Raw genomic sequence first — 25,927 nt, 5'->3', positions numbered from 1 at the left:
GGTACTACACTTAGGCAACCCTTACGAGGATCGCGATCTGCGTCACGTGCAGTGGAGTGCGGGTGGCCGTGCCGGGAATGGATCCGAGCGGCCTGCCGTTGAGGCACCTGCGACCGCGGTGACCGGGATTTTTCCCGGGTGATGCCCCCGTGGCATACTGATCGGTCGAGTCCGGTTCCGGTTCACACCGTCGACAAGCGACGGTGACCCGGCGACCTCAGAAAGGGACAGTCAGACATGAAGCAGGGAATCCACCCCGAGTACGCGACGACCACCGTCGTCTGCGGCTGCGGCAACACCTTCGAGACCCGCAGCACCGCTGCCAACGGTCGGATCAACGTCGAGGTCTGCTCGCAGTGCCACCCGTTCTACACGGGCAAGCAGAAGATCCTCGACACCGGCGGCCGCGTTGCCCGGTTCGAGAAGCGCTACGGCAAGCGCGCCAAGTAGACCACGCTGCGACGCCCGCCCGACGATGTCGGGACGGGCGTCGCTGTGTTTTCCGGTCAGAGTTCTTCCCGGTGTCGCCGATCATCCGGCGTGCGCCGGTCGACAAGTGAGGTCGCCTTCATGAGTACGCAGAGTCCCTCGGCCATCGACGACATCCTGGCCGAGCACTCGGGTCTCGAACGCCAGCTGGCCGATCCCGCCCTGCACGACGATCCCGCCGCGGCCCGTCGCGTCGGCAAGCGATTCGCCGAGCTCGCGCCCGTCATGGCGACCTACACCCGGTTGAAGGCGGCACGCGAGGATCTCGAGGCCGCACGGGAACTGGCCGCCGATGACGCGTCGTTCGCCGCCGAGATCCCCTCTCTCGAAGAGGCCGTCGAGGAACTCGACGCGACGTTGACCGACCTGCTCGCCCCGCGCGACCCCCACGACGCCGACGACGTGGTCTTGGAGATCAAATCCGGTGCGGGCGGCGAGGAATCGGCACTGTTCGCGGCGGACCTGGCCCGGATGTACCTCAAGTACTGCGAGCGTCACGGCTGGAAGGCGCAGGTGCTCGGCGTGACCGAGTCCGATCTCGGCGGCTACAAAGAGGCCACCTTCTCGATCAAGTCGAAAGAGGCCGTGCGCGACGGGGTCTGGTCGCGACTGAAGTTCGAGGGCGGTGTGCACCGCGTCCAGCGGGTGCCGGTCACCGAGTCGCAGGGCCGCATCCACACGTCGGCGGCCGGGGTGCTGATCTACCCCGAGCCCGAAGAGGTGGCCGAGGTGACGATCGACGAATCGGAACTGCGCATCGACGTCTACCGCTCGTCCGGCAAGGGCGGCCAGGGCGTGAACACCACCGATTCGGCGGTCCGGATCACCCACCTGCCCACCGGAATCGTCGTCACATGCCAGAACGAACGTTCGCAGTTGCAGAACAAGGCGCGCGCGATGCAGGTCCTCGCCGCCCGGCTGCAGTCCGCAGCCGAGGAAGAAGCGGAGGCCGCCGCCGCGCAGGGTCGTGCGGCCCAGATCCGCACCGTGGACCGGTCCGAGCGGATCCGGACCTACAACTTCCCCGAGAACCGCATCACCGATCACCGCATCGGTTACAAGGCCAGCAATCTCGACGCGGTGCTCGCCGGTGACATGGACAACCTGCTCGACGCGCTCGTCGCCGCGGACCGGCAGGCCCGCATGGAAGCGGAATAGGTGTTGTGACCGGCAGGCCGACCCCGGTGCTGGACGAACTGCGTGCCGCAACCGCCCGTCTCGCCGCGTCCGGGATCGACTCCGCCCGCCGTGACGCCGAATGGCTGATGGCGCACGTGCTCGGGATCGATGCGGGCCGTCTCGTGCTGGTGGACGCGATCGACGACGCGCCGGCCCGCGCGTTCCGGTCCGCGATCGACCTGCGGTCGCAGCGAATTCCGTTGCAGCACATCATCGGGACCGCCGCGTTCGGCCCGGTCGAGCTGGCCGTCGGCCCCGGAGTGTTCATCCCCCGGCCGGAGACCGAGTACCTCCTCGAATGGGCGGTCGACCGACTCCGCGCCACCCCCGGGCCGCATTCCGCGGCTGATTTCTGCAGCGGCAGTGGGGCACTGGCGATCGGCATCGCCGCGATGAGTCCGGCGACCCGGGTCGTGGCGGTCGAGGCCGACGAGGATGCGCTGGTGTGGTTGCGTCGCAACGTCGCCGCCGCGACACCGGCCGGCGGGTCACGGGTCGACGTGGTCGCCGCGGACGTCACCGATCCGGATCAGGTCGCGGGAGCCATCCCGGCCGGCAGCGTGTCGGTCCTGGTCACGAACCCGCCCTACGTGCCGCTCGACGCCGTGGTCGGACCCGAGGTCGCCCACGACCCGGCTCGCGCCGTCTTCGGCGGCGCGGACGGGATGTCGGTCATCGTGCCGATGGTGCCGGTCATCGCCCGCACGCTGACGCCGGGTGGCGTCGTCGGGATCGAACACGACGACACGACCGCCGACGCCGTCGTGTCGTGCCTGCACGCGCACGGCGACTTCGAGGAAGTCACCCGGCACACGGATCTGACGGGCCGGCCGAGGTTCGTGACGGCGCGCCGACGGCAGGCCGGGTCCGTCGGACGCGGCATGGCAGGATGATCGCGTGAGCACTGTTTTCGACTGCAACGATCCACAGAACCGCTCGTCGGGGATTCGGGCGGCGGTCGGGGCGGCGAAGGCCGGACGGCTGATCGTGATGCCCACCGACACGCTCTACGGCGTCGGATGCGACGCGTTCGATTCCGACGCCGTCGGTGCGCTGCTGGCGGCCAAGCACCGCGGCCGGGACATGCCGGTGCCGGTCCTGGTCGGCTCTTGGCACTCGATCGACGGACTGGTCCTCTCGGTGCCGCAGCCTGCCCGCGACCTGATCGAGGCCTTCTGGCCGGGCGGCCTGAGTCTGGTTGTCCGACAAGCACCCTCGCTGGCGTGGGACCTCGGCGACACCGACGGCACCGTCATGCTGCGGATGCCGCTGCACCCGGTCGCGATCGACGTTCTGCGCGAGGTGGGGCCGATGGCGGTCTCGAGCGCGAACGTCTCGGGGCGTCCGCCGGCGACCACCGCCGACGAGGCGCGCGAACAACTCGGTGACGAGATCGCGGTGTATCTCGACGGTGGCCCGGCGCCGGCCGCGCAGGCGTCGACGATCGTCGATGTCTCCGGGCCGAGTCCGCGCATCCTGCGCGAGGGTGCGGTCTCGACGGACGCCGTCGCCGACGTACTCGACACGGACCCGGCCGCGCTGCTCGCGGAGCGATGAGCCCCGACGCGCCGAGGTTCGGACCACACGGCGTCGAGGCGGGCAGCGCCCCGACCGGTGACGCCGCGGTCGACGCCCTGGTGAGCCGCGAGGTCGGCCGGCGCCGCGACACCTTGCAGCTGCTCGCCAGCGAGACCGAGCCGACGCCCGGGGTGCGTGCCGCGATGGCGTCGGTCTTCGACGCGAAGTATGCGGAAGGGTATCCCGGGGCGCGCTACCACGGCGGTTGTGAGGTGGCCGACGAGCTCGAGGAGCTCGCCGTCGGACGGGCCCGCGCGCTGTTCGGCGCCGAGTACGTCAATGTCCAGCCGCTGTCGGGGAGTGCGGCGAACCTCGCCGTCTATGCCGCCTTCGCCCAGCCCGGAGACCCGGTGCTCGCGCTGCGCCTCGAACACGGCGGCCACCAGACGCATGGTTCTCGGGCGAACTTCTCCGGCCGGTGGTTCTCGCCATTGCACTACGAGGTCCGCCGCGACGACGAACTCGTCGACTACGACCAGGTCCGGGATCTCGCGCTGGTGCACCGCCCCCGCATCCTCGTCGCCGGCGCCGCGTCCTACTCGCGGACGTTCGACTTTGCGTCCCTGCGCCGGATCGCCGACGAGGCCGAATGCATCCTCTGGGTCGACGCCGCACATCTCGCCGGGCACATCGCGGCCGGCCTGCTGCCCTCGCCGGTGCCGCACGCCGACATCGTCACCCTGTCCACCAACAAGGTGATCCGCGGTCCGCGCGGCGGGGTCATCCTCGCGCGGGCCGAACACGGCGAGGCCCTGCGCAAGGCGGTCTTCCCGTTCGTGCAGGGCGGTCCCGCGATGCACGCCGTCGCCGCGAAGGCGGTCGCCTGCGCGGAATCCGGTACCGACGAGTTCGCCGGCTACGTCCGTCGTGCGGTGGACAACGCCCGCGGTCTCGCCGCGGAACTGGCGTCTCGGGGCGCCCGGGTGGTGTCCGGCGGCACCGACATCCACCTCGCGGTCGTCGACGTCAGCGGCTTCGGCATCTCCGGGATGGAGGCGCAGCACCGGCTCGGCGCGGCCGGGATCGTCGTCGACAAGGCGGTCCTCCCGTTCGACACCCGCCCCGTCTCCGAGGGATCGGCGATCCGGATCGGTACGCCGGTGGCCACCGAGCGCGGCATGACCGCCGCGATGCATCCGGTCGTCGCCGACGCGATGGCCGCGGCGATGTCGACGCGCGACCGTGAGACACACGAGCGGATCCGTCGCGAGATCGCCGCGCTGGCCTACGGGTAGCGTGGTCGCAATGTCAGAGACCCTTGCCCGTCTGACACCGGTGGTGGCGCGATGACCGGTGCCGCACCGGTGTTGCTCGCCGCCGCCGCGGACGGGGGAGGGACGGGGGTCCCCCTGCGCGAGCTCCTGCTCGTGGGGCTCACGGCCGCGGCCATGACCTACCTCCTGACCTCGGCGGTCCGCGTCTTCGCGATCCGCGCCGGCGCGGTCGCCGTGCCGCGGGTCCGCGACGTGCACGTGATCCCGACACCTCGCCTCGGCGGGCTCGGGATGTTCGGTGGAGTGGTCGCCGGCATCGCGCTCGCCGCGAACCTCCCCGCGCTCAATCGCGGATTCGCCTACACCACGGACATGACGGCGGTGATCGCCGCCGGCACGGTGATCGTCCTCGTCGGCGTCGTCGACGACCGGTGGGGCCTGGACGCGCTGACCAAATTCGTCGGTCAGCTCACCGCCGCCGGCGTCCTGGTGCTGCTCGGCATCAGCTGGCTGCAGCTCTACATCCCGTTCGCCGACATCGGCACGCTGGTGCTCGACCCGCTGCAGGCCGGTCTCCTCACGGTCGCGATCACGGTCGCGACGATCAACGCGATCAACTTCGTCGACGGCCTCGACGGTCTGGCCGCGGGATTGGGACTCATCGCCGCGGCGGCGATCTGCATGTTCTCGCTCGGTCTGCTGCGCGACCAGGGCGGCGACGTCAGCTACTACCCCCCGGCCCTCATCTCGGTGGCACTGGCCGGCGCGTGCCTCGGATTCCTGCCGCACAACTTCTCGCCCGCACGGATCTTCATGGGTGACTCGGGTGCAATGCTGATCGGTCTGCTGCTCGCCGCGGCCTCCACGAGCGCCTCGGGCCGTATCGCCGTGAACGCCTACGGACCGGCCGATATCTTCACGCTGCTGTCCCCGCTGATCCTGGTCGCCGCCGTCGTCTTCATCCCGATGCTCGACATGCTGCTGGCGGTGATCCGGCGGACCCGGGCCGGCGTCGGTTTCTACACCCCGGACAAGATGCACCTGCACCACCGGCTGCTCGAACTCGGGCACTCGCAGCGCCGGGTCGCGCTGATCATCTATCTGTGGGTCGGGGTTCTCGCGTTCTCGGCGGCGGCCAGCACGCTGTTCCCGCTGTCGGTCGTCGCGCCGGCCTTCGGTGCGGGCCTCGTCGTCGCGATGCTGGTGACGATGGCGCCGCGCCTGCATCGACGCCTCGCCGAACTGCGAACGTCGACGAAGGCGTACCGCTGACCGGTGTCCGGCGACCCTGTGGTTACCGTGATGGCGGTACCTCGGCCTAAGGTAAGGAAACCGTAAATTTTCGTGTACTATCGCCCGTAGTAGTCAACATGTGCGCAGGCCCGGACACAAAGCCCCGGTTCTGTCTCACACGACGCAATACCCCCCGGTGAGACACCAAGAATGGTGTTGGTAGGGTCACAACGAAACGCGAGCTGACGCCCAGCGGCCATGTGTTGCTGCACGTACGCGGGTGATCCGTGCCATCGGTATGGAGTAGGAGAGCTGAGGAGGGACATGACCGCATCTGCCCCTGATTCGGCCCCCGTCTATCCCCAGGCGCCGACCGGACTGCGCCGCCCCGCGCTCATCGCGGGCGGGTTCATCGTGGTGGTGGCTGCCGTCTCGCTCGCCGTCGGACATCCGCTCTTCGCGGTGTTCTTCCTTCTCGGTGTCGCCGGGATCTTCGTCAACGCGATCCTCGTCCGACGTGCCGTCGACGTCGTGGTCGCCGACGAGAACCCGCGCAAGACCGCCCTTGCACTCAACTCCGCCATGCGACTCGGTGCCATCACGGCGCTCGCGCTGCTGGCGGCTTTCCTGGTCCAACCCGACGGGTTGGGCGCGATGTTCGGACTCGCCATCGGCCAAGTGGTCTTGGTGCTGAACACGGTCATTCCGGTGATGAAAGGACTTCGTAGCCAACCATGACGACCGCCTTCAACCTTGCCGCAGAGGATGGCGAACCGGCCATCCAGGTGGGTCATTACACCAAATTCGAGCTGTTCGGACTGACCTTCAACCTGGAGACCATCATCGCGACGGCGCTGGCCGCGGCGATCATGCTCGCGCTGGCGTTCTACCTGAAGTCGAAGGTCACCTCGACCGGCGTGCCGTCGGGTGTGCAGCTGTTCTGGGAGGCCATCACCATCCAGATGCGTGGTCAGGTCGAGAGTGCCATCGGCATGAAGATCGCCCCCTACGTTCTCCCGCTCGCGGTCTCGCTCTTCACCTTCATCCTGATCTCCAACTGGCTGTCCATCCTGCCGGTCCAGGTCGGTCACCACGAGATCCTCAAGCCGCCGGCCGCGGACGTGAACTTCGCCTACGCCCTCGCGCTCTTCGTCTTCGTCTGGTACCAGATCGCCGGCTTCCGGAAGCGCGGCCTGCTGGGTCACCCGAAGCGGATCATCAAGGGCCACGTCGCATTCCTCGCGCCGATCAACGTCATCGAGGAGTTCACCAAGCCGATCTCGCTCTCGCTGCGACTCTTCGGCAACGTCTTCGCCGGCAGCATGATGGTCGCCCTGATCGCACTCTTCCCGCCGTACATCATGTGGGCGCCCAACGCGATCTGGAAGTCCTTCGAGCTCTTCGTCGGTCTGATCCAGGCGTTCATCTTCGCGCTGCTGACGATCCTCTACTTCTCGCAGTCGATGGAGACCGAGGATCACTGACCCGCCCGAACCCGGGCACCGCGCGGAGACGGACACGGCCGCGCCCACAACCGAACATGACGACCTGCTCCGGCACCTGTCGGCGCAACTCCAGACCTGACACACCAGATGTCAGCAACGAAAGGGAAATATCACAATGGATCCAATGATTGGCCTCGGCGCACTCATCGGTGGCGGCCTGATCATGGCCGGTGGCGCCGTCGGTGCCGGTATCGGTAACGGTCTGGCCGGTAGCCAGCTGATCGCCGGTATCGCTCGCCAGCCCGAGGCACAGGGTCGCCTGTTCACCCCGTTCTTCATCACCGTCGGTCTGGTCGAGGCGGCCTACTTCATCAACCTGGCCTTCATGGCGCTCTTCGTGTTCGCCACCCCGATCAGCGCCGGCTGATCGTCGCTCTCCCTTTTGTCGCCGAGTAGAAACGACACCTCACCACAATGACGCTTGCTGCAGAGAACTTCCTGCTCCCGAATGGAACGTTCTTCGTTGTCCTGCTCATCTTCGTGATTTTGCTGCTGGTCATCCGCAAGTTCGTGGTTCCGCCGATCCAGCAGGTCCTCGAGGAGCGGGACGCGATGATCCACCGCACCGTGGAGGACAACCGGACCGCCGCCGCCGAATTCGAGGATGCGGACGTCCAGTTCCGTTCGCTCCTCAAGGAAGCGCGCGGTGAGGCCACCGCCAAGCGCGACGATGCTCGCGCCCAGGGGCGGGAACAGCTGAACGAGATGAAGCAGCGAGCGACCGCCGAGGCCGACGCCGCCCTGCAGTCGACCAGCTCCGAGCTGGCGACGCAGGGTGAGCAGGCCGCTTCGACGGCTGCAGCTGATGTGGACGCACTCGCCAAGACGCTTGCGGCGCGTGTGCTCGGTGTCGACTCGGCAACTCTTTCCGATACCCGATCGACGAGCGGAGCGGTGAACTGATCATGGCTGCCAACACTGAGACCGAATCCGACCAGGGCCCCATCGGCACCTGGCTGCACGACATCGGTGCTGCGTTCGACCCCGCGATCTTCATCGCTCAGCTCTTCGGCTTCGCGGTCATCCTCTTCCTCCTGTGGAAGTACGTCCGGCCGCCGGTGGCGAAGATGATGCGGGATCGACAGGAGACCGTGCGTCAGCAGCTCGCCGAGAGCGAGGCCGCTGCCAAGCGCGTCGCCGACGGCACGCAGGCCCGCGAGAAGGCGGTCGCCGAGGCCAAGGCCGAGGCGGAACAGATGCAGAAGGACGCCGCGGCCGACGCCGAGGCGATCACCTCCGACATCCGCGCACAGGCCGACCACGAGGTCAAGCGCATCTCCGAGCACGGCCGCAACCAGGTCGCCCTGGTGCGCGCCAACCTCGTTCGTCAGCTGCGCACCGATCTCGGACTCACCGCGGTCGACAAGGCCGGCGAACTGGTGCGCAACCATCTCGCCGACGACTCGGCCCAGGCGGCGAGCGTCGACCGGGTCATCGACGAACTCCAGGAGATGTCGTCGGGTTCGGCGAACGCGGTTCCCTCGAGCGCCTCGCTCGTCGGTCTGCACGCGATGCGTGCCGCCAGCCGCGACGCCGCTCTCGCCGTGTCGGAGCACTTCGATTCGGCGGCAATCGATCTCGACGGTTCGGCACTTGCCGACGCCTCGGGTGACCTCACCGCGGCCATCAACTTCCTCGGCGAGAACCCGGTCCTGCGCAAGCGCCTGGTCGAGGACGACGAGAACCCCGAGGGCAAGAAGGCCATGGTGCACCGTCTGTTCGACGGCAAGCTCGCCCCGGTCGTCGTCGAGGTGCTCGCGACCGCGTCGAGTCAGCGGTGGTCGTCGTCGAGCGACTTCGTCGTCGGTCTGCGTCGTCAGAACTCCCTGATCGTCCTCACCGCCGCCGAACGCGACGGGGTCATCGAGCAGGTCGAGGACGAGCTCTTCCGGGTGAGCCGAGTCCTCGAGGCCAACCCGCAGCTGTCCTCGCTGCTGTCCGACCACGGCAAGGACGCCGACAAGCGCGTCGACCTGCTGAAGAAGCTGGTCGGCGACAAGGTCGGCACCCACACCTGGACGCTGCTGTCCTCGACCGTGCGCCTGCTGCACGGCCAGGCCGCCGACGTCGCGGTCGATCAGCTCGCCGAGCTGGCCGCCGCCCGTCGCGGCGAGTCGGTCGCCCACGTGGTGTCCGCCTCACCGCTGTCCGATGCCCAGATCGATCGACTGTCGGGCGTGCTCGGCGGAATCTACGGTCGGACCATCTCGGTGCAGACCGAGATCGCCCCGGAACTGCTCGGCGGTCTCCGGATCAGTGTCGGCGACGAGGTCATCGACGCCGATGTCGCGACACGGCTGGCCAAGGCCGCCGAGACGCTGCCGCGCTGACGACCACCCCGACACACCCGAACCCACGAAGCCCAGAGCTCAGAGCCTTCGAGACTCCGAGCCACATCAAGGAAAGACGAGAACCCATGGCGGAGTTGACGATCTCACCAGACGAGATCAAGGGAGCGATCGAGCAGTACGTCTCGTCGTTCGAAGCCGAAGCGTCGCGTGACGAGGTCGGCATCATCACCGATACCTCGGACGGCATCGCCCACGTCAGCGGCCTTCCGAGCGCAATGGCCAACGAGCTCCTCGAGTTCCCCGGCGGCGTCCTCGGCGTCGCACTGAACCTCGACGAGGACGAGATCGGCGCCGTGATCCTGGGTGACTACGAGTCCCTGGAAGAAGGCCAGCAGGTCAGCCGCACCGGCGACGTGCTCTCCGTCCCCGTCGGTGATGCGTTCCTGGGACGCGTCATCAACCCGCTGGGTGCCCCGATCGACGGCCAGGGCGACATCGAAGCCGACGAGCAGCGCGTCCTCGAGTTGCAGGCCGCCACCGTGCTCGAGCGCCAGCCGGTCGAGGAGTCCCTCGCCACCGGCATCAAGGCCATCGACGCCATGACCGCCATCGGCCGCGGACAGCGTCAGCTCGTCATCGGCGACCGCAAGACCGGCAAGACCGCGGTCTGCATCGACGCCATCCTGAACCAGAAGGCCAACTGGGAGACCGGCGACCCCACCAAGCAGGTTCGCTGCATCTACGTCGCGATCGGTCAGAAGGGTTCGACCATCGCCGGCGTCAAGTCCGCCCTCGAAGAGGCGGGCGCGATGGAGTACACCACCATCGTCGCGGCTCCCGCCTCGGACTCGGCCGGCTTCAAGTGGCTGGCCCCGTACACCGGCTCGGCCATCGGCCAGCACTGGATGTACCAGGGCAAGCACGTCCTCATCGTGTTCGACGACCTGACCAAGCAGGCCGAGGCCTACCGCGCCATCTCGCTGCTGCTGCGTCGTCCGCCGGGCCGCGAGGCATACCCCGGTGACGTCTTCTACTTGCACTCCCGTCTGCTGGAGCGTTGTGCGAAGCTGTCCGACGAGCTCGGCGGTGGCTCGATGACCGGTCTGCCGATCATCGAGACCAAGGCCAACGACGTCTCGGCGTTCATCCCGACCAACGTCATCTCGATCACCGACGGCCAGGTCTTCCTGGAGTCGGACCTCTTCAACAAGGGTGTTCGACCGGCCATCAACGTCGGTACCTCGGTGTCGCGCGTCGGTGGCGCCGCCCAGACCAAGGGCCTCAAGAAGGTCTCGGGATCGCTGCGTCTGGAGCTGGCCCAGTTCCGTGAGCTGGAGGCCTTCTCGGCCTTCGCCTCCGACCTCGACGACGCCTCGAAGGCACAGCTCGAGCGCGGTGCCCGCTGGGTCGAGATGCTGAAGCAGGACCAGTACAGCCCCTTCTCGGTCGAGGATCAGATCGTCTCGATCTATCTCTGCGGTGAGGGCCACTACGACTCGGTCCCGGTCGACGACGTGCGCAACTTCGAGACCCAGCTGCTGAGCCACCTGCACCACAACGCGACCGGTGTCTACGACTCGATCGCCGGCGGCAAGGTGCTCAGCGACGACCAGGCCGAGGCCCTGATCGCCGAGACCAACAAGTTCAAGAACGGCTACCTCACCCACGACGGCCGTCGCGTCGTCAACGAGGCCGAGGCCGAGGCGATGGATGCCGACAACGTCGAGAACGAAGAGATCAAGATCCGCAAGTGATCTCAGACGTCAACGGACATCGCGAAAAGGAAGGGGTGAGGGCTCATGGCCAGCATTCGTGAGCTGCGCTCACGCATCCGGTCGGTCCAGTCGACCAAGAAGATCACCAAGGCTCAGGAACTGATCGCGACCTCGCGTATCACCAAGGCACAGGGACGGGTGGCGGCGGCCAAGCCGTACTCGCAGGAGATGACCGCCGTGCTCTCGGAGCTGGCGAGCAACTCGGGATCGCTGGACAACCCGCTGCTCAACGAGCGGGAGAACCCGAAGCGCGCGGCGATCCTGGTCGTGACCAGCGACCGCGGTATGTGCGGTGGTTACAACGCGAACGTGCTCAAGGCGACCCGCGAACTCATCGCGCTCCTGCGCGACGAAGGCAAGGAAGCGGTCCTGTTCGTCATGGGTCGCAAGGGTGTCGGGTTCTTCAGCTTCCGGGGTCTGGAGATCTCGGACTCGTGGACGGGCTTCTCGGAGTCACCGCAGTACTCGGACGCGGCGACGGCGACCAGCTTCCTGGTGGACCTCTTCCAGGCAGGATCGGGCACCGAGGTCGAGCGCCCAGAAGGAGACGGCACCCTCGAGGGTGTCGACGAGCTGCACCTGGTCTACACGCGGTTCCAGTCGATGCTGGCGCAGGTGCCCGAGGTCCGGCGGATCGCCCCGCTGGTCGTGTCGCACGACGAGGATTCGTCCGACGACACGCCGTCGCGCAACTACACCTTCGAACCCGGGGCCGACGCCCTGCTCGACGCGCTGCTGCCGAAGTACGTGGCGACGCGGGTCTACGCGGCGCTGCTGGATTCGTCGGCATCGGAGTCGGCCGCGCGCCGCACCGCGATGAAGGCCGCGACGGACAACGCCGAAGAACTGTCCAAGTCGTTGTCGCGCGAGGCCAACCAGCTCCGCCAGGCCCAGATCACCCAGGAAATCAGCGAGATCGTCGGCGGCTCGAGCGCACTGGCGAATTAGCGTGCGCGCCAGCCGAGTCCGGATCGACGAGAACCCATACTTCGATAAAGAGGAAGTGACCCAAGCACCATGACCGCAGCAGTAGAAACCCCCTCCGCGCAGTCGGCGGGTTCCGCCGACGGGCGGGTCGTCCGCATCATCGGCCCCGTGGTCGACGTCGAGTTCCCGCGGGGCTCGATTCCTGAACTGTTCAACGCCCTGCACGCCGAGGTCGCTCTCTCCTCGGTCGCCAAGACCCTGACCCTCGAGGTCGCGCAGCACCTCGGTGACAACCTGGTGCGCACGATCTCGATGCAGCCGACCGACGGCCTGGTCCGCGGCGCGGCCGTGTCCGACACCGGCAAGTCGATCGTCGTGCCGGTCGGCGACGTCGTCAAGGGCCACGTGTTCAACGCCCTCGGTGACTGCCTCGACAGCCCGGGCCTGGGTCGCGACGGCGAGCAGTGGAGCATCCACCGCAAGCCGCCGGCCTTCGACGAACTCGAGGGCAAGACCGAGATCCTCGAGACCGGCATCAAGGTCATCGACCTGCTGACCCCGTACGTCAAGGGCGGCAAGATCGGTCTGTTCGGTGGTGCGGGCGTCGGCAAGACCGTCCTCATCCAGGAGATGATCACGCGTATCGCGCGTGAGTTCTCCGGCACCTCGGTGTTCGCCGGCGTCGGTGAGCGCACCCGTGAGGGCACCGACCTCCACCTCGAGATGGAGGAGATGGGCGTTCTCCAGGACACCGCGTTGGTGTTCGGTCAGATGGACGAGCCGCCGGGCACGCGTATGCGCGTGGCGCTGTCGGCGCTGACCATGGCGGAGTACTTCCGCGATGTGAAGCACCAGGACGTGCTGCTCTTCATCGACAACATCTTCCGCTTCACGCAGGCGGGCTCGGAGGTCTCGACCCTCCTCGGCCGTATGCCGTCCGCGGTGGGTTACCAGCCGACCCTGGCCGACGAGATGGGTGAGCTCCAGGAGCGCATCACCTCGACCAAGGGTCGTTCGATCACCTCGCTGCAGGCGATCTACGTCCCCGCCGACGACTACACCGACCCGGCACCGGCCACGACCTTCGCGCACCTCGACGCGACCACCGAGCTCTCGCGTCCGATCTCGCAGCTGGGTATCTACCCCGCCGTGGACCCGCTGACCTCGACCTCGCGCATCCTCGAGGCGTCGATCGTCGGCGACGAGCACTTCCGCGTCGCCAACGAGGTCAAGCGCATCCTGCAGAAGTACAAGGAACTGCAGGACATCATCGCCATCCTCGGTATGGACGAGCTCTCCGAAGAGGACAAGGTCACGGTGCAGCGTGCGCGCCGTATCCAGAAGTTCCTCGGCCAGAACTTCCTCGTCGCCGAGAAGTTCACCGGCCAGAAGGGCTCGGTCGTCCCGCTCGCCGACACCATCGAGGCCTTCGACCGTGTCGCCAAGGGCGAGTTCGACCACCTGCCCGAGCAGGCGTTCAACAGCTGCGGTGGACTCGACGACGTGGAGGCCGCCGCCGCCAAGATCAGCGGAAAGTAGCGGTTCGCCATGGCTGAGAAGTCCTTCCACGTCGAGGTTGTCTCCGCGGATTCGAGCCTGTACTCGGGAGAGGCCACGTTCGTGATCGCGCAGACCACCGTCGGTGAGCTGGGTGTCCTGGCCAACCACGAGCCGCTCCTGGGCCAGCTGGTCCCGGGTGGCTTCGTGGTCATCGTCGAGGAGAACGGCAACCGTCGTGCGGCAGCGGTCGAGGGCGGGTTCCTCTCCGTCACCGGCGAGGCCGTCACGGTGCTGGCGGAGTCGGCCGACTGGGCCGACGACGTCGACGTCAACGCGGAGAAGACCGCGCTCGACGAGGCGGAGCCGGATTCGCCCGAGTACCACCGTGCTCACGCGCGTCTGACTGCGGCACAACACCTTTCCCGGTAGAGCGAGCCGCGCGAGCGGTTAGGGTCAACGACCGACCTCGGCCGGCCATCGGAATTCTCCGATGGCCGGCCGAGGTCGTTTGGCGTCTCATGTGCACGTTCTGGCATGCTTGTTCCACAGCCCCCCTGTCCCGCGTGTATGCAGCCCAAGCCGTCTGGAGCCCTACCGGGTTCGACGCTTCGCCTATCCGCGGTGACTGCACGAAGGAGTAGGTGATGTCGCTGGCGGTCGTGATGCTCAGTGTGCTGCTGGCGGTGGCGCTCCTGTTGTGTGGCTTCCTGGCGCTGCGTCTGGCGCAACTCCGTCGCGCGGGCACTCCGGTCCTGCTGCGCACGGTGCCGGCCGGCGTCGACCAGGGATGGCGTCACGGCACCGTGCACTACAGCGACGACTCTCTGCGCTACTACCGGCTCACGTCGCTGAAACCGGGGCCGAACGTGACGTTCGCACGACAGGGCATGGAGATCTCCGGTCGTCGCGCCCCCGAGGGCACCGAGACGGAGATCCTCGACGGCATGCTCATCCTCCAGGTGCAGACCGCCGGCCGCGCCGAGGACGACTACGAACTGGCGATGGGCCCGGGTGCGGTGACCGCGTTCCAGTCCTGGCTCGAATCCCGGCAGTCCGCGAGATCGCAGCGGCGCCGCAGCGCCTAGGATTCCGGCCGCGCCGGGGGACGTTGCCGGTTGCCGCCCGGAACCCACTTGACGTCGCCGGGCGAGTTCGCGCCCTGCTGGCCGCCTCCCGCGGCGGGGCGAGTGCGGTTCGCCACCCGCGACAGGATGAACAGCAGATCCGACAACCGGTTCAGGTATTTCGCGGGCAGCACGCTGGTGTCGTCGGGGTGGGCGGCGACCGCTGCCCACGCCGAGCGCTCGGCCCGTCTGGTCACCGTACGTGCCTGATGCAGCAGGGCAGCCAGCGGTGTGCCGCCCGGCAGGATGAACGAGTCCAGTGCGGGCAGATCGGCACCGAAGGAGTCGCACCAGCGCTCGAGGGCATCGATGTAATCCTGCGCGATGCGCAGCGGTGGGTACTCGGGGTCGTCGACGACCGGCGTGGAGAGGTCGGCGCCGGCGTCGAAGAGGTCGTTCTGGACGGTCGTGAGCACTTCCCGGAGGTCGTCGGGGACGTCACCCCCGAGTGCCAGGGCGAGACCGATGACGGCGTTCGCCTCGTCACAGTCGGCGTAGGCGACGACACGCGGATCGGTTTTGGGCACCCGGGAGAAGTCGCTCAGCCCGGTGGAGCCGTCGTCGCCCGTTCGGGTGTAGATCCTCGTCAGGTGTACCGCCATGCGTCGAATGTACTGCGCCGACCCACGGGATCGGACGCACGGTCGGAGGACGTACTGGCCGGTGGGCCGGTGACCCCGGACGGTTAAGGTGGCAGTCGTGAGCGATCGGTTTCTGGTGTCCGGGGGAGCGCGTCTGTCCGGCGAGGTGGCAGTGGGGGGCGCGAAGAACAGCGTCCTGAAACTCATGGCCGCGGCCCTCCTCGCCGAGGGGACGACCGTGCTGACCAACGCACCCGAGATCGCCGATGTCCCGCTGATGGCGGACGTTCTCCGCGGTCTCGGTGCGGTCGTCGACATGGACGGCGAGACGGTCACCATCACGGCGCCGGCGGAGCCGAAGTTCCACGCCGACTTCGCGGCGGTCCGGCAGTTCCGCGCCTCGGTCTGTGTCCTCGGCCCGCTGATGGCGCGTTGTCACCGAGCCGTCGTGGCGCTGCCCGGCGGAGACGCGATCGGGTCGCGGCCGCTCGACATGCACCAGGCGGGTCTGCGTGCCCTCGGCGCCACCAGCTCGATCGAGCACGGCTGCGTGGTGGCCGAGGCCGACACGTTGGTCGGCGCACCGATCGCGCTGGAGTTCCCGTCGGTGGGGGCGACCGAGAACATCCTCATGGCCGCCGTGCTCGCCGAGGGACAGACCACCATCGACAACGCCGCCCGCGAGCCGGAGATCGTCGACCTGTGCGTGATGCTGCAGCAGATGGGCGCACAGATCGACGGCGCCGGCACCTCGACGCTGACCGTCGTCGGTGTGGACCGGCTGCATCCGACGACACACCGGGTGGTCGGAGACCGCATCGTCGGTGCCACCTGGGGGATTGCGGCCGCCATGACGCGCGGTGACGTGACCGTGCGCGGCGTGAAACCCGAGCACCTGCAGCTGGTTCTGAACAAACTGGGCGACACCGGCGCGGTGGTCGACACCTTCGACGACGGCTTCCGGGTCCGGCACGACCGCCGGCCCACCGCCGTCAACGTCTCGACGCTGCCGTTTCCCGGATTCCCCACCGATCTGCAGCCGATGGCGATCGGCCTCGCCGCCATCTCCGACGGCATGTCGGTGATCACGGAGAACGTCTTCGAGGCCCGGTTCCGCTTCGTCGAGGAGATGGTCCGTCTCGGTGCGGATGCGCGGACCGACGGCCACCACGCCGTCATCCGCGGGATCGACCGCCTGTCAAGTGCGCCGGTCTGGTGTTCGGACATCCGGGCGGGCGCCGGCCTCGTGCTGGCCGGGCTCGTCGCCGACGGCGTGACCGAAGTACACGACGTCGAGCACATCGACCGCGGGTACCCGCACTTCGTGGAGATCCTGCGCAGTCTCGGCGGTGAGATCGAGCGCGTGCGCGACTGAACCCTGTCCGATCGGACAGGTACCGGCCCGTCCGGCCGGGTGCACTGTGGTCGAGGACGGGCAGGACCCCTTGTCCCGGTTGTGATCTGGACGACATTCTCGTTGTGACAGACCAACCGTCACAAGGAGTTCACCACCATGGCCATTGAGCTGAACCAGATCTGGGACTTCCCGATCAAGGAGTTCCACCCGTTCCCGAAGGCGAAGCTGGGTGTCGGCGCGCACGACATGCTCGGTGTCGAGGCCAAGGACCTGGGCATGACCCGTGCGCTCCTGATGACGACGGGTCTACGCGGCTCCGGGATCATCGAGGAGCTGATCGGCAAGATCGAGTACCAGGGCGTCGACGTGGTGCTCTACGACCAGGTGGAGTCCAACCCCAAGGACTACAACTGCATGGACGCCGCGGCCCTCTACCAGTCGGAGAAGTGCGACGGCATCATCTCGGTCGGTGGCGGCTCCAGCCACGACGCCGCCAAGGGTGCACGTATGGTCATCGCCCACGACGGCCGCAACATCAACGAGTTCGAGGGCTTCTCCAAGGCCACCAACAAGGAGAATCCGAAGCACATCGCGGTCTCGACGACGGCCGGCACCGGCTCGGAGACCTCCTGGGCCTACGTCATCACCGATACCTCGGACATGAACAAGCCGCACAAATGGGTGGCCTTCGACGACACCTGCCTCGTCGACCTGGCGATGGACGACCCGCTGCTCTACTACACGTGCCCCGAGCACTTCACCGCCTTCTGCGGTTTCGACGTGCTCGCGCACGCGAGCGAGCCCTACGTGTCGCGTCTGGACTTCGCACCCTCGCTGGGCAATGCCAAGTACTCGATCGAGCTGATCCGCGACCATCTGCGCACCGCCGTGTACGACCCGCGAAACCTGGCGGCCCGCACCGGGATGATGTACGCGCAGTACATCTCCGCGCAGGCGTTCAACTCCGGCGGCCTCGGTCTCGTGCACTCGCTGTCGCATGCGGTGAGCGCGTTCTATGACAGCCATCACGGGCTGAACAACGCCATCGCCCTTCCCCGCGTCTGGGAGTACAACCTGCCGTCTCGCTACGAGCGTTACGCCGAGATCGCCGCGCTGCTCGGTGTCGACACATCGAAGATGACGACGGTCCAGGCCGCCGACGCCGCCGTCGAGGAGGCCATCCGGCTGGGCAAAGACCTTGGTATCCCGGACAACTTCGGTCAGCTGTCGACGAGCAGTTACGACAAGAACCGGATGAACACCGGCAAGTACGAGGGTCGTGGCGAGACCATGGATACCTCCGACAAGCAGATCCGCGCCATCGCCGAGCACATGATGGACGACTGGTGCACGCCGGGCAACCCGCGTGAGAGCACCGTCGAATCGCTGATTCCGATGGTGGCGCACGCATTCACGGGCAGCTACTGATCCGCCCGCTCGCCCGCCTGATCCGAGATCCCGACTGTTCCGAGAACCGCAGGCCGACAAGGAGTCCGACATCCGATGACGCACGTGTGCGCACCTCGGGAAACCGCCGAGGACATCACCCGGGACATCACCCCGGACAGCCGTTCCTTCCCGTCCGTGGAGGAGCTGACCGACGCGTTGGGTGAGCAGGGCTACCTGATCGGTCCGGAACTCGCGGTCGTCGTCCATCTCGCGACGCTCCTCGACCGGCCCCTCCTGCTGGAGGGGCCGGCCGGGGTCGGCAAGACGGAGCTGGCGAAGGCGTTGGCGGCGGCTTCGGGGCGCGAGCTGGTACGGCTGCAGTGCTACGAGGGTCTCGACGAGTCGCGTGCCCTCTACGAATGGGATTACGCACGACAGCTTCTCCATGTGCAGATGCTGCGCGATCGCATCAGTGCGGAACTCGCCGCCGAGACGACCCTCTCGGCCGCGAGTTCGGCGCTGGCGCGCGCCGAGGTCGGCGTCTACACCGAAGACTTCCTGGTGGCCCGGCCACTGATGGCGGCCATCACGTCGCCCTCGCCGACGGTCCTGCTCGTCGACGAGATCGACCGCACCGACGAGGCGATGGAAGCGGTGATGCTCGAGGTCCTCGCCGAGCGCCAGGTGACGGTCCCCGAACTCGGGACGTTCACGGCACGGTCGTCGCCGTGGGTCATCCTGACCTCCAACGACACCCGCGAACTCTCGCCCGCGCTCAAACGTCGCTGCCTGCACTTCCAGGTCGACTACCCGGATCCGCAGACCGAGCGGGACATCGTCGCGGTCCGCGCCCCCGACGTCGAGGAGACGATCATCGGCGAGGTCGTCGACCTCGCCCGGCGGCTTCGCGATCTCCCGTTGCGCAAGAGTCCGTCCATCGCGGAGGTCATAGACGCCGCGCGGGCCGCCTCGTACCTCGGAGCACGGGACGGACAGGTGGGCACGCCGATCGACGCCGAGCATCGCAGCGCTCTGCTGGCGTTGCTCGTGAAGTTCGGTTCGGACGGCGAGATCGCCCGTCGCGCTCTGTCTTCCGAACACGGAGGGTCGCCGCCGGCAGGCTCGCCGGTCGGCGTGGACGGGACCACGCCCGGAGGGTCGGTGACCGCGCGCGCCTTCGGAGCGGGGCGCGCCCGCAGTGCGGGTGTCCGACCGGGACGATGACGCCGATGACTGCGGCGTCGGCCACCCCGGTACCCGTCGCGAAGGCGAGGCGGGCGGACCCGCTCGACCTGCTCGCGGTCGCGTTCGGAAGGGTCCTGCGGAGCTCCGGGATCGCGGCCTCGCCCGCCGAGGTCATCGAGATCCGGCGGACCCTGTCGATGGTCGGCTGTGCCGAGCCGGCGGTCCTGCGTGCGGCGCTACAGAGCGTGTGCGTCAAATACGGCTACGAGACAGCGGGTTTCGAGCGGGCCTTCGAGCTTTTCTTCCTCGGCGCCGAACCCGATAGCGCCGACGAGGACGACCTTCCCCGGGCCCGCGGCGTCGCGGCCGATCTGCCCGATGACGTGGTCTGGGACGAGGAATTCGAGGGCGCTGCCCGCCAGATCGGCGCCGACGAACACACCGACGAGATCGGCCACCTGATGGCCGACGATCCCGACGCCGCGCACCGGAACGCCGAGAGCGCTCACCGGGAGGAGAACGACTTCAGCGTCTCGGCCGGCGCCGAGCAGCTCGGCGTCGACCCGGACGGCGGCACGACCGGTGGGGGAGTGACCTACACGGTCGAGGTCGACTCCGCCGACTCGTCGACCGTCGGCGAACTGACCGGATCGGCGGCCCGGGTCTCGAGTCGGCCGCTCGGGCTGACCGGCGCCCACGCCATCCTCGCCGCACTCGACGCCTACGATCCGCGCAAGGCATACGGCACCGACGGCAACGACGACCTCGGCGATGCGCGGAGAGCCGAACTCGAACGCGCACTGGGTGCTTTCGTCGACGCACTGGTCGCCCGACTGGACGCCGACGGAGTCGTCGAGGCAGTGTCCGGCGCGGACCGGCGGGCCGAGGGGTACGTCGACCAGGCGGAGATCGATCGCGCGTGCCACCGGCTGATCCAGCGCATGCGCGGCGCGCCGCGACGGGTGGTCCGTCCGGTCGACCGTGGTGCGCTGGACATCAGGGCAACGATGCGAGCGGCGGCCGCGACCGACGGTGTGCCCGCCGAACTGTGGCGACGCCGCCGGCGCCCCGGTCCGGTCCGGATGCTCGTCCTCGTGGACGTCTCGCTCTCGGTCCGGCCGGTCACGGGGTTCATCCTGCGTCTGGCACAGACACTGCACCGCTTCGGTGACCGTTGCGAGGTCATCGCGTTCGTGGATAGGCCGGTGCGCGTCACGACCGCATTGCGGACCGCGGCCGCCGACTCGGCCCTCGCAGCGGTGCTGGCCGCCGACGGTCTCGATCTCGCCGCGACGAGCGATTACGGGCGCATGTTCGGCGAACTGCTGGGCGAGTTCGGAGACCTGATCAGCAGACGGACCTCGGTACTGGTCGTCGGGGACGCGCGCAGCAACGGACTCGACCCGCGCGTCGACCTCGTCGCCGAGGTGGGCCGGCGATCGCATCGGATCGCCTGGATCACACCGGAACCCGAACGCTACTGGCAGCAGTCCGGGTGCGCGATGGCCGACTACGCCGACCACTGCAGCGGCGTCGTCAGCGTGCGCGACGGTGCCGAGATGCTCGCGCGCTGCGACGAGTTGGGTGCGGCGCTCCGATGAGGTGGGTAGCGTCGGGGTACCGGTGAGACGACCGGCCGGTGTGGTCGAGCGGAGTGGTCGGGACGGATGGATCGGAGGCAGGTCGGATGCTGGGTGACGCGCGCCGCCGGACCTCGGGCCAGGTCGCCAAGTTCCACACCCCGGAGATCGTCCTCGGACCGGGAGCCTTCGGAGAGGTGCCGGTGGCGACGGCGGGACTCGGGATGCGCAGACCGTTCGTCGTCAGCGACCGTTGTCTCGAGCGCACGCCCTGGTACGCCCAGCTGATCGCCGGGCTGCGCGCCGGTGGACTCGACGCGGCGTCGTACCTGGATGTGTCGCCGAACCCGCGGTCAGGCGAGGTCGCGGCCGCGTTCCTCGCCTACAAGGCGCACGACGCCGACGGACTCGTCGCACTGGGTGGCGGCTCGGTGATCGACGCCGCGAAAGGGGTCGCCGTGCTGGCTGCAAACGGCGGCCACATCCTCGAGTACGAGGGGATCGACCGCGCGCGGCGACCGCTCCCACCGCTCATCGCGGTGCCGACGACGGCAGGTAGCGGCGCGGACGTCTCCCAGTTCTGCATCATCAACGACGCCGAGCGGCGCACCAAGGTGACCATCATCGGGCGGTCGCTGGTGCCGGATGTGACGGTGAGCGACCCGACCCTGCTGATGACCGCGCCCGCCGAGGTCACCGCGCAGGTCGGCATGGACGTGCTGACCCACTGCGTCGAGGCCTATGTCTCGCTCGCGCACGGGCGGCTCACGGATTCGCTTGCGCTGGAATCGATTCGCGGTGTGTGGACGCATCTCGAACGGCTCGTCGACGATCCGCGTGACCGGGTGGCGGCCGAGGAGATGTCGCTCGCGGCGCTACGGGCGGGGATGGCGTTCACCAACGCGATACTCGGCGCCACGCACGCGATGAGTCACCCGGTCGGCGGGCACTGCGACGCCCCGCACGGCGCGATCAACGCCGTCCTGCTGCCGCACGTGATCCGCTACAACGCCCATGTGTGTGCCGACGGCTTCGTCGACCTGGCCGACGCCATCGGGGTCGAGACATCCGGTGACGCCCGGACCGTCGCCGACCGACTGGCCGATGCGATCGCCGCGCTCGGCGCCCGGGTCGGCATGCCGGCGTCGCTCGAACCGCTGGGCGTGCGCAGCGCCGACCTCGACCGCCTCACCGCCCACGCGCTGGCCGATTCGTGCATGACCACCAACCCGCGGCGTCCGCAGGCCGCAGGCATCCGGGACCTCTACGCCGAAGCGCTGTGATGACCGGTCCGTCGCCCGAGCGAAGCGCTCTCCCCGAACAGGCCGACCTCGAGAGCCTGGTCGGACTCCGCAGCGTCAAGGGCAGCCATTACGCGGCGCTGCGCGGTGTCGAGGCGCGACTGAGTCGCGTCGTCGATGCGCTGGAACGGATTTCGCGCGCGCTCGTCCGTACGGCTGAGGGGCCCGAGGCCCTGGTCATCGCGGTCGTCGAGGCGGCACGGGACCATCTGGGCGCGGACTGGGTCGTCTTCGCGCTCGCGGACGGCCGACTCGAGCAGTCGGCCCCGCGCCACCTGATCAGCGCGAGCGGTGGTCGGCTCTACGCCTTCGAAGGGTCCGAGCGGGCCGCCACACCCGACGACCTGCCCGACGAGGTGCTCAACCGGCTCAACGACATCCTCCGCGGACACGAGACCGTCCTGCACGGCGCGATCCTCCAGGAGGACCACGTCCACGTCCCCGTCGAACTCGACGGCAACGTCGTCGGGGGACTGTCGGCCTGGACACCGGTCGGTCGCATGGTCGATCCCACCGATCTCGTCGTGCTGCGCATCCTGGCCAGCCAGGCGATCGTCGCACTGCTCAACGCCGAGCTGTTCTCCGAGACCGACCGCCACGCAATGGAACTCGCCGAGCGCAACACCGAACTGGAACGTACCCAGCGCGAACTGTCGGCGGCGATGCGGGCGACCGTGCTCAACGAGGAGCGCGGACGGATCGCCCGCGAGCTCCACGACTCGGTCACCCAGTCGGTGCTGTCGGCGGGGGTGCAGATCGAACTGTGTCGCGGCATCGTCGAAGGTCCCGCACTCGATCGCCTGGAGATGGCGGGCCGGCTGACCAAGGAGGCCGTGGAGCAGTTGCGGTCGTTCATCTACGCGCTCAACAACGCCACGAACGCGCCGTCGCCGAGTGTGCGCGACGTCCTGACCGAGCTGTGCTCGTTGCACATGCCGCCGGACCTGCGCACGGCGGTCCACATGCGCGGCCGGGAGCGCGATCTTGCCGATGAGGTCCAGCACGCCCTGCTGCGGATCGCCGGCGAGGCCCTCTTCAACACCGCCGTACACTCGCGTGCCCACCAGGTCACGGTGACCCTCACCTACGCCATGGACACCGTCGCACTGTCGGTCGACGACGACGGCGTCGGTGATCCCGAACATCTGCGCCGGGTGATGCGCACTGCGTCGCTCGGCGATCTCACGGCCGGACGGCACCGCGGCCTGGCCAACATGTCCTCGCGCGCCGCCGAGCTCGGAGGCGAACTGCGGATCCGCCGGTCGCGCATCGGCGGTATCCGCGTCGCGGTGGTGCTGCCGATCGGCACGGCCGGCACCGCGACGCCCGACGACCCGCTCAGAACGAAGGAGTTCGGTTGAGTGACAACGACATCAGGCGCCCCATCCGGACCCTTCTCGTCGACGACCACGCCCTCCTGCGCCAGGGGATGCGGTCGCTGCTGGAGCGCGAGGACGTCGTGGACGTGGTCGGCGAGGCGGGATCGGCCGACGCCGCGCTGGCCGAGGTGAACGCCCGACACCCCGATGTCGTCGTGGTCGACCTCAAGCTGTCGGCGGGCACCGAGTACGAGGGGCTGCGGCTCATCGAGCAGATCGCGCAGCGCCACCCGGAGGTCGCCGCGCTGGTGCTGACCACGTTCCTCGACGACGATCTGGTCGTGCGCGCCGTGCGGGCGGGAGCCCGGGGGTACGTGGTCAAGGATGTCGACACGACCGAACTCGTGCGCGCGATCCAGGCGGTGTCCGGCGGCGGCAGCGCCTTCGACCCGCGCAGCGCGGCCGTCGTCCTCCGCGCGGTGTCCGGCGAGAACGAGAAGTCCGAGGCACTCAGCGACCGGGAGCGCGAGGTCTTGCGGCTCCTCGCCGACGGGCTGTCGAACAAGCGGATCGGCGAGACGCTCTACATCTCGGAGTCAACCGTGAAGTTCCACATTCGCAACATCATTCGCAAGCTCGGGGTGTCCAAGCGGACCGACGCGGTGTACATCGCCAGCAAACGCGGGCTGATATGACGCGGTCGCTCGGTACCGCGGCCGGACTCGAGGAATCAGGACCCGGGGGTGAGGACGAGCCATCCGCCGTGATCGACGAGGACCTCGGCGCCGGCATGCGGGACGGCTCGAGCCCAGCCGCACAGGTCGTTCTCGGTGAGCCGGACGAGGTGGCCGAAGTGCGGGCTCGGCTCGTCTTCGAACGGCACGCCGATGACCACGCGCTGCCGGGCGACCCGGAGGGCCTCGCCGATCGCGGCGTGCGCCCCCGCGGGATCGAGGTGTTCGAGGAGATGGATGAGCGTGACGGTGTCGGCCGAGTCGTCGGCGTAGGGGAGAGCGATCGCGTTCCCGACGGTTGCGACGACGGGCAGTCGGAGTCGGTGAGCGGCGTCGGAGAGCAACGACACCGCTCCGGGCGAGATGTCGCAGGCCGCGACCTGGAGACCGTCCAGGGCGCAGGCGAGAGCGAAGAAGCCGAAGCACGATCCCACCTCGAGGACGGCCCCGCCCGAGACGAGTCTCCGCGCGCGTTTGTGGACGGGCGCGAATGCCGATGCGCCCGTGCGTAGTTCGCGAAGCGAGTTGTCGTAGAAAGCCGCCCACGCGTCGGTGGACCTACTCGCCGAGGTGCGGATGATCCCCATCGCGGCGGATTCGAACTGCGACTGCCCGGCCAACACGCCGGCCTCGACGAGAGCGACGAGTCCGTCGACGACCACGGCGTCGGAGATGCTGTGCTCGTCGAAGGGATGGGCGATGTGCAGGACGCCCGCCTGTCGGCGCCAGGAGAGGAGACCGCAACGCGTGAACCCCTCGGGGACAAGCGCGGACGAGACAACCCGCGGTGGGAGTCCGGGTACCGGCGATGCGCCGATGGGCGCGGTCGTCGGGGTCGTGGCCAGTTCGGTCGCGGTCATGTTTCGACCGTATGAACCCTCTGACCTGCGCATAACTGACCGACCGGGGGTGATGACCTGTCCGAAAGGACGGTCTGCGACGCACGTCACATCGATGTGATTCACCGAAATCCGCGCGCAGCAGCGGGATTCGACTCCGATGGGAAAGCGATGACCTGCGACGATGGCTGTACTGGCGGGCGGCGAGCAGGCGATTTGACCCCAGCGATCCGCTTGCGTAACTTTCTTCAAGTCAGCGAGCCACGGCGCCGCCCCGGAAGGGCCTGGAAGGGTCTGAGGTGGGGAGTGGAGACCGGGTTTCTTGGCTGGCCGCCCCTGAGTGTTTTGGCTTGAGTCGTTGTGGCTCGGGTAGAGTGTTTGGGGTTGCTGGGTCTTTCAGTGGTTCGGAATTCTTCGGGGTTGCGGGCTGCGGGTGGGGTCTGGTAGGCTGGAAGAGTTGCCCCGGAGACGGGGTGGCTGGCAAGGTTGAATGCGAAGTCTGCTGGTGAGAGCCCTGATGTGGGGTGGGTAGCTGGTGGGTGTGTGTTCTTTGAGAACTCGATAGTGTGATGATGAATTGTCTGATGCCAATGTGGCATCGTGCATCTTTGTGGATGTAGATGTTTGTTTTTTGTGTGGCGTTCGGGCCCCGTCCTGGGTGTCACATTTTGCTAGGTTTATTTTGGTCAGGTTGTGCTTTCCTGATTGTGTTGAAACGCCGGCCCTTGTGGGGTTGGTTTTGTTTCACGGTTTTTTCATGGAGAGTTTGATCCTGGCTCAGGACGAACGCTGGCGGCGTGCTTAACACATGCAAGTCGAACGGAAAG

25 protein-coding genes and 1 rRNA gene are annotated in these 25,927 nt (G+C 68.0%); 24 read left to right on the top strand and 2 right to left on the bottom strand.

Annotated features, from left to right (window positions below; all coding sequences use genetic code 11):
* Positions 1-237: 237 nt before the first annotated feature.
* The 16 genes from rpmE (at position 238) to KB201_RS00055 (ending at position 14,776) form a co-directional block, all read left to right on the top strand.
* Positions 238-450, top strand: a complete 213-nt coding sequence (rpmE, locus tag KB201_RS00130) for a 50S ribosomal protein L31 (protein WP_010842972.1) — start codon at positions 238-240, stop codon at positions 448-450.
* 120 nt (positions 451-570) lie between these two features.
* Complete coding sequence (gene prfA, locus KB201_RS00125; protein ID WP_058252753.1) at positions 571-1,647, top strand: peptide chain release factor 1; 1,077 nt, start codon at positions 571-573, stop codon at positions 1,645-1,647.
* A gap of 5 nt (positions 1,648-1,652) precedes the next feature.
* A complete protein-coding gene (locus tag KB201_RS00120; RefSeq protein WP_058252754.1) occupies positions 1,653-2,561 on the top strand; it encodes a HemK/PrmC family methyltransferase in 909 nt (302 codons plus the stop codon).
* Positions 2,562-2,565: 4 nt separating this feature from the next.
* Positions 2,566-3,225: an L-threonylcarbamoyladenylate synthase gene (locus KB201_RS00115; protein WP_058252755.1), complete on the top strand. Its 660-nt coding sequence runs from the start codon at positions 2,566-2,568 to the stop codon at positions 3,223-3,225.
* The gene (gene glyA / locus KB201_RS00110; RefSeq protein WP_078112010.1) at positions 3,222-4,481 is read left to right on the top strand and encodes a serine hydroxymethyltransferase; all 1,260 of its coding nucleotides are present in this window, start codon (positions 3,222-3,224) and stop codon (positions 4,479-4,481) included. Before KB201_RS00115 ends, glyA begins: the two co-directional genes overlap by 4 nt.
* Before the next feature lie 51 nt (positions 4,482-4,532).
* The gene (locus KB201_RS00105) at positions 4,533-5,732 is read left to right on the top strand and encodes a glycosyltransferase family 4 protein (RefSeq protein ID WP_058252756.1); all 1,200 of its coding nucleotides are present in this window, start codon (positions 4,533-4,535) and stop codon (positions 5,730-5,732) included.
* A 285-nt stretch (positions 5,733-6,017) separates the two neighbouring features.
* Positions 6,018-6,431, top strand: a complete 414-nt coding sequence (locus tag KB201_RS00100) for a hypothetical protein (protein ID WP_004021250.1) — start codon at positions 6,018-6,020, stop codon at positions 6,429-6,431.
* The gene (gene atpB, locus KB201_RS00095; protein ID WP_055474992.1) at positions 6,428-7,177 is read left to right on the top strand and encodes a F0F1 ATP synthase subunit A; all 750 of its coding nucleotides are present in this window, start codon (positions 6,428-6,430) and stop codon (positions 7,175-7,177) included. Before KB201_RS00100 ends, atpB begins: the two co-directional genes overlap by 4 nt.
* A 136-nt stretch (positions 7,178-7,313) precedes the next feature.
* Entirely contained in the window at positions 7,314-7,565 is a 252-nt protein-coding gene (locus KB201_RS00090; RefSeq protein WP_004021252.1) for a F0F1 ATP synthase subunit C, read from the top strand.
* A gap of 47 nt (positions 7,566-7,612) precedes the next feature.
* A complete protein-coding gene (locus KB201_RS00085; RefSeq protein ID WP_055474991.1) occupies positions 7,613-8,101 on the top strand; it encodes a F0F1 ATP synthase subunit B in 489 nt (162 codons plus the stop codon).
* Positions 8,102-8,103: 2 nt separating this feature from the next.
* Complete coding sequence (locus tag KB201_RS00080) at positions 8,104-9,528, top strand: F0F1 ATP synthase subunit B/delta (protein WP_211538097.1); 1,425 nt, start codon at positions 8,104-8,106, stop codon at positions 9,526-9,528.
* 86 nt (positions 9,529-9,614) lie between these two features.
* Positions 9,615-11,243, top strand: a complete 1,629-nt coding sequence (gene atpA / locus KB201_RS00075) for a F0F1 ATP synthase subunit alpha (protein ID WP_055474989.1) — start codon at positions 9,615-9,617, stop codon at positions 11,241-11,243.
* Between the two features lie 45 nt (positions 11,244-11,288).
* Positions 11,289-12,212: a F0F1 ATP synthase subunit gamma gene (locus KB201_RS00070; protein ID WP_055474988.1), complete on the top strand. Its 924-nt coding sequence runs from the start codon at positions 11,289-11,291 to the stop codon at positions 12,210-12,212.
* A gap of 69 nt (positions 12,213-12,281) precedes the next feature.
* Entirely contained in the window at positions 12,282-13,730 is a 1,449-nt protein-coding gene (atpD, locus tag KB201_RS00065; protein WP_010842985.1) for a F0F1 ATP synthase subunit beta, read from the top strand.
* Positions 13,731-13,739: 9 nt separating this feature from the next.
* The gene (locus tag KB201_RS00060; RefSeq protein ID WP_055474987.1) at positions 13,740-14,120 is read left to right on the top strand and encodes a F0F1 ATP synthase subunit epsilon; all 381 of its coding nucleotides are present in this window, start codon (positions 13,740-13,742) and stop codon (positions 14,118-14,120) included.
* Between the two features lie 215 nt (positions 14,121-14,335).
* Complete coding sequence (locus tag KB201_RS00055) at positions 14,336-14,776, top strand: DUF2550 domain-containing protein (protein WP_058252759.1); 441 nt, start codon at positions 14,336-14,338, stop codon at positions 14,774-14,776.
* Here KB201_RS00055 and KB201_RS00050 read toward each other — a convergent pair.
* Complete coding sequence (locus KB201_RS00050; protein ID WP_211538096.1) at positions 14,773-15,417, bottom strand: cob(I)yrinic acid a,c-diamide adenosyltransferase; 645 nt, start codon at positions 15,415-15,417, stop codon at positions 14,773-14,775. The genes KB201_RS00055 and KB201_RS00050 overlap by 4 nt on opposite strands.
* Before the next feature lie 97 nt (positions 15,418-15,514).
* Between KB201_RS00050 and murA the strand changes: the two genes are divergently transcribed.
* From murA to KB201_RS00015, 7 genes are all read left to right on the top strand, one after another.
* Positions 15,515-16,771: a UDP-N-acetylglucosamine 1-carboxyvinyltransferase gene (murA, locus tag KB201_RS00045; RefSeq protein WP_058252773.1), complete on the top strand. Its 1,257-nt coding sequence runs from the start codon at positions 15,515-15,517 to the stop codon at positions 16,769-16,771.
* Positions 16,772-16,909: 138 nt separating this feature from the next.
* Entirely contained in the window at positions 16,910-18,181 is a 1,272-nt protein-coding gene (gene mdo, locus KB201_RS00040) for an NDMA-dependent methanol dehydrogenase (RefSeq protein WP_004021262.1), read from the top strand.
* A 75-nt stretch (positions 18,182-18,256) separates the two neighbouring features.
* A complete protein-coding gene (locus KB201_RS00035; protein WP_058252761.1) occupies positions 18,257-19,366 on the top strand; it encodes a MoxR family ATPase in 1,110 nt (369 codons plus the stop codon).
* Between the two features lie 5 nt (positions 19,367-19,371).
* Positions 19,372-20,928, top strand: a complete 1,557-nt coding sequence (locus KB201_RS00030) for a VWA domain-containing protein (protein WP_058252774.1) — start codon at positions 19,372-19,374, stop codon at positions 20,926-20,928.
* Between the two features lie 86 nt (positions 20,929-21,014).
* Positions 21,015-22,190, top strand: a complete 1,176-nt coding sequence (locus KB201_RS00025; protein WP_078112007.1) for an iron-containing alcohol dehydrogenase — start codon at positions 21,015-21,017, stop codon at positions 22,188-22,190.
* A complete protein-coding gene (locus KB201_RS00020; protein ID WP_058252763.1) occupies positions 22,190-23,569 on the top strand; it encodes a GAF domain-containing sensor histidine kinase in 1,380 nt (459 codons plus the stop codon). The genes KB201_RS00025 and KB201_RS00020 overlap by 1 nt, the downstream gene beginning before the upstream one ends.
* A complete protein-coding gene (locus tag KB201_RS00015; RefSeq protein WP_058252764.1) occupies positions 23,566-24,222 on the top strand; it encodes a response regulator transcription factor in 657 nt (218 codons plus the stop codon). The genes KB201_RS00020 and KB201_RS00015 overlap by 4 nt, the downstream gene beginning before the upstream one ends.
* A gap of 35 nt (positions 24,223-24,257) precedes the next feature.
* Here KB201_RS00015 and mftM read toward each other — a convergent pair whose 3' ends face one another.
* Positions 24,258-25,121 (bottom strand): mycofactocin oligosaccharide methyltransferase MftM, encoded by an 864-nt coding sequence (gene mftM / locus KB201_RS00010; protein WP_058252765.1) that lies wholly within the window; start codon positions 25,119-25,121, stop codon positions 24,258-24,260.
* 733 nt (positions 25,122-25,854) lie between these two features.
* Here mftM and KB201_RS00005 point away from each other — a divergent pair.
* Positions 25,855-25,927 (top strand): 16S ribosomal RNA (locus tag KB201_RS00005); the annotation flags it as partial.

This window comes from Gordonia sp. SCSIO 19800, from assembly GCF_018132775.1.
Classification (GTDB): Bacteria; Actinomycetota; Actinomycetes; order Mycobacteriales; family Mycobacteriaceae; genus Gordonia; species Gordonia hongkongensis.
This window is presented reverse-complemented; position numbering and strand designations above follow the sequence as displayed.

What these genes read in the sequence shown, in the direction of transcription:
- KB201_RS00105 (WP_058252756.1), top strand. Translation starts at nt 4,533, where the DNA reads ATGACCGGTGCCGCACCGGTGTTGCTCGCCGCCGCCGCGGACGGGGGA.
- atpA (WP_055474989.1), top strand. Translation starts at nt 9,615, where the DNA reads ATGGCGGAGTTGACGATCTCACCAGACGAGATCAAGGGAGCGATCGAG.
- KB201_RS00080 (WP_211538097.1), top strand. Translation starts at nt 8,104, where the DNA reads ATGGCTGCCAACACTGAGACCGAATCCGACCAGGGCCCCATCGGCACC.
- mdo (WP_004021262.1), top strand. Translation starts at nt 16,910, where the DNA reads ATGGCCATTGAGCTGAACCAGATCTGGGACTTCCCGATCAAGGAGTTC.
- KB201_RS00060 (WP_055474987.1), top strand. Translation starts at nt 13,740, where the DNA reads ATGGCTGAGAAGTCCTTCCACGTCGAGGTTGTCTCCGCGGATTCGAGC.
- KB201_RS00030 (WP_058252774.1), top strand. Translation starts at nt 19,372, where the DNA reads ATGACTGCGGCGTCGGCCACCCCGGTACCCGTCGCGAAGGCGAGGCGG.
- KB201_RS00085 (WP_055474991.1), top strand. Translation starts at nt 7,613, where the DNA reads ATGACGCTTGCTGCAGAGAACTTCCTGCTCCCGAATGGAACGTTCTTC.
- KB201_RS00090 (WP_004021252.1), top strand. Translation starts at nt 7,314, where the DNA reads ATGGATCCAATGATTGGCCTCGGCGCACTCATCGGTGGCGGCCTGATC.
- KB201_RS00035 (WP_058252761.1), top strand. Translation starts at nt 18,257, where the DNA reads ATGACGCACGTGTGCGCACCTCGGGAAACCGCCGAGGACATCACCCGG.
- KB201_RS00020 (WP_058252763.1), top strand. Translation starts at nt 22,190, where the DNA reads ATGACCGGTCCGTCGCCCGAGCGAAGCGCTCTCCCCGAACAGGCCGAC.
- KB201_RS00070 (WP_055474988.1), top strand. Translation starts at nt 11,289, where the DNA reads ATGGCCAGCATTCGTGAGCTGCGCTCACGCATCCGGTCGGTCCAGTCG.
- atpB (WP_055474992.1), top strand. Translation starts at nt 6,428, where the DNA reads ATGACGACCGCCTTCAACCTTGCCGCAGAGGATGGCGAACCGGCCATC.
- KB201_RS00100 (WP_004021250.1), top strand. Translation starts at nt 6,018, where the DNA reads ATGACCGCATCTGCCCCTGATTCGGCCCCCGTCTATCCCCAGGCGCCG.
- KB201_RS00055 (WP_058252759.1), top strand. Translation starts at nt 14,336, where the DNA reads ATGTCGCTGGCGGTCGTGATGCTCAGTGTGCTGCTGGCGGTGGCGCTC.
- KB201_RS00050 (WP_211538096.1), bottom strand. Translation starts at nt 15,417, where the DNA reads ATGGCGGTACACCTGACGAGGATCTACACCCGAACGGGCGACGACGGC.
- rpmE (WP_010842972.1), top strand. Translation starts at nt 238, where the DNA reads ATGAAGCAGGGAATCCACCCCGAGTACGCGACGACCACCGTCGTCTGC.
- KB201_RS00025 (WP_078112007.1), top strand. Translation starts at nt 21,015, where the DNA reads ATGCTGGGTGACGCGCGCCGCCGGACCTCGGGCCAGGTCGCCAAGTTC.
- atpD (WP_010842985.1), top strand. Translation starts at nt 12,282, where the DNA reads ATGACCGCAGCAGTAGAAACCCCCTCCGCGCAGTCGGCGGGTTCCGCC.
- mftM (WP_058252765.1), bottom strand. Translation starts at nt 25,121, where the DNA reads ATGACCGCGACCGAACTGGCCACGACCCCGACGACCGCGCCCATCGGC.
- glyA (WP_078112010.1), top strand. Translation starts at nt 3,222, where the DNA reads ATGAGCCCCGACGCGCCGAGGTTCGGACCACACGGCGTCGAGGCGGGC.
- prfA (WP_058252753.1), top strand. Translation starts at nt 571, where the DNA reads ATGAGTACGCAGAGTCCCTCGGCCATCGACGACATCCTGGCCGAGCAC.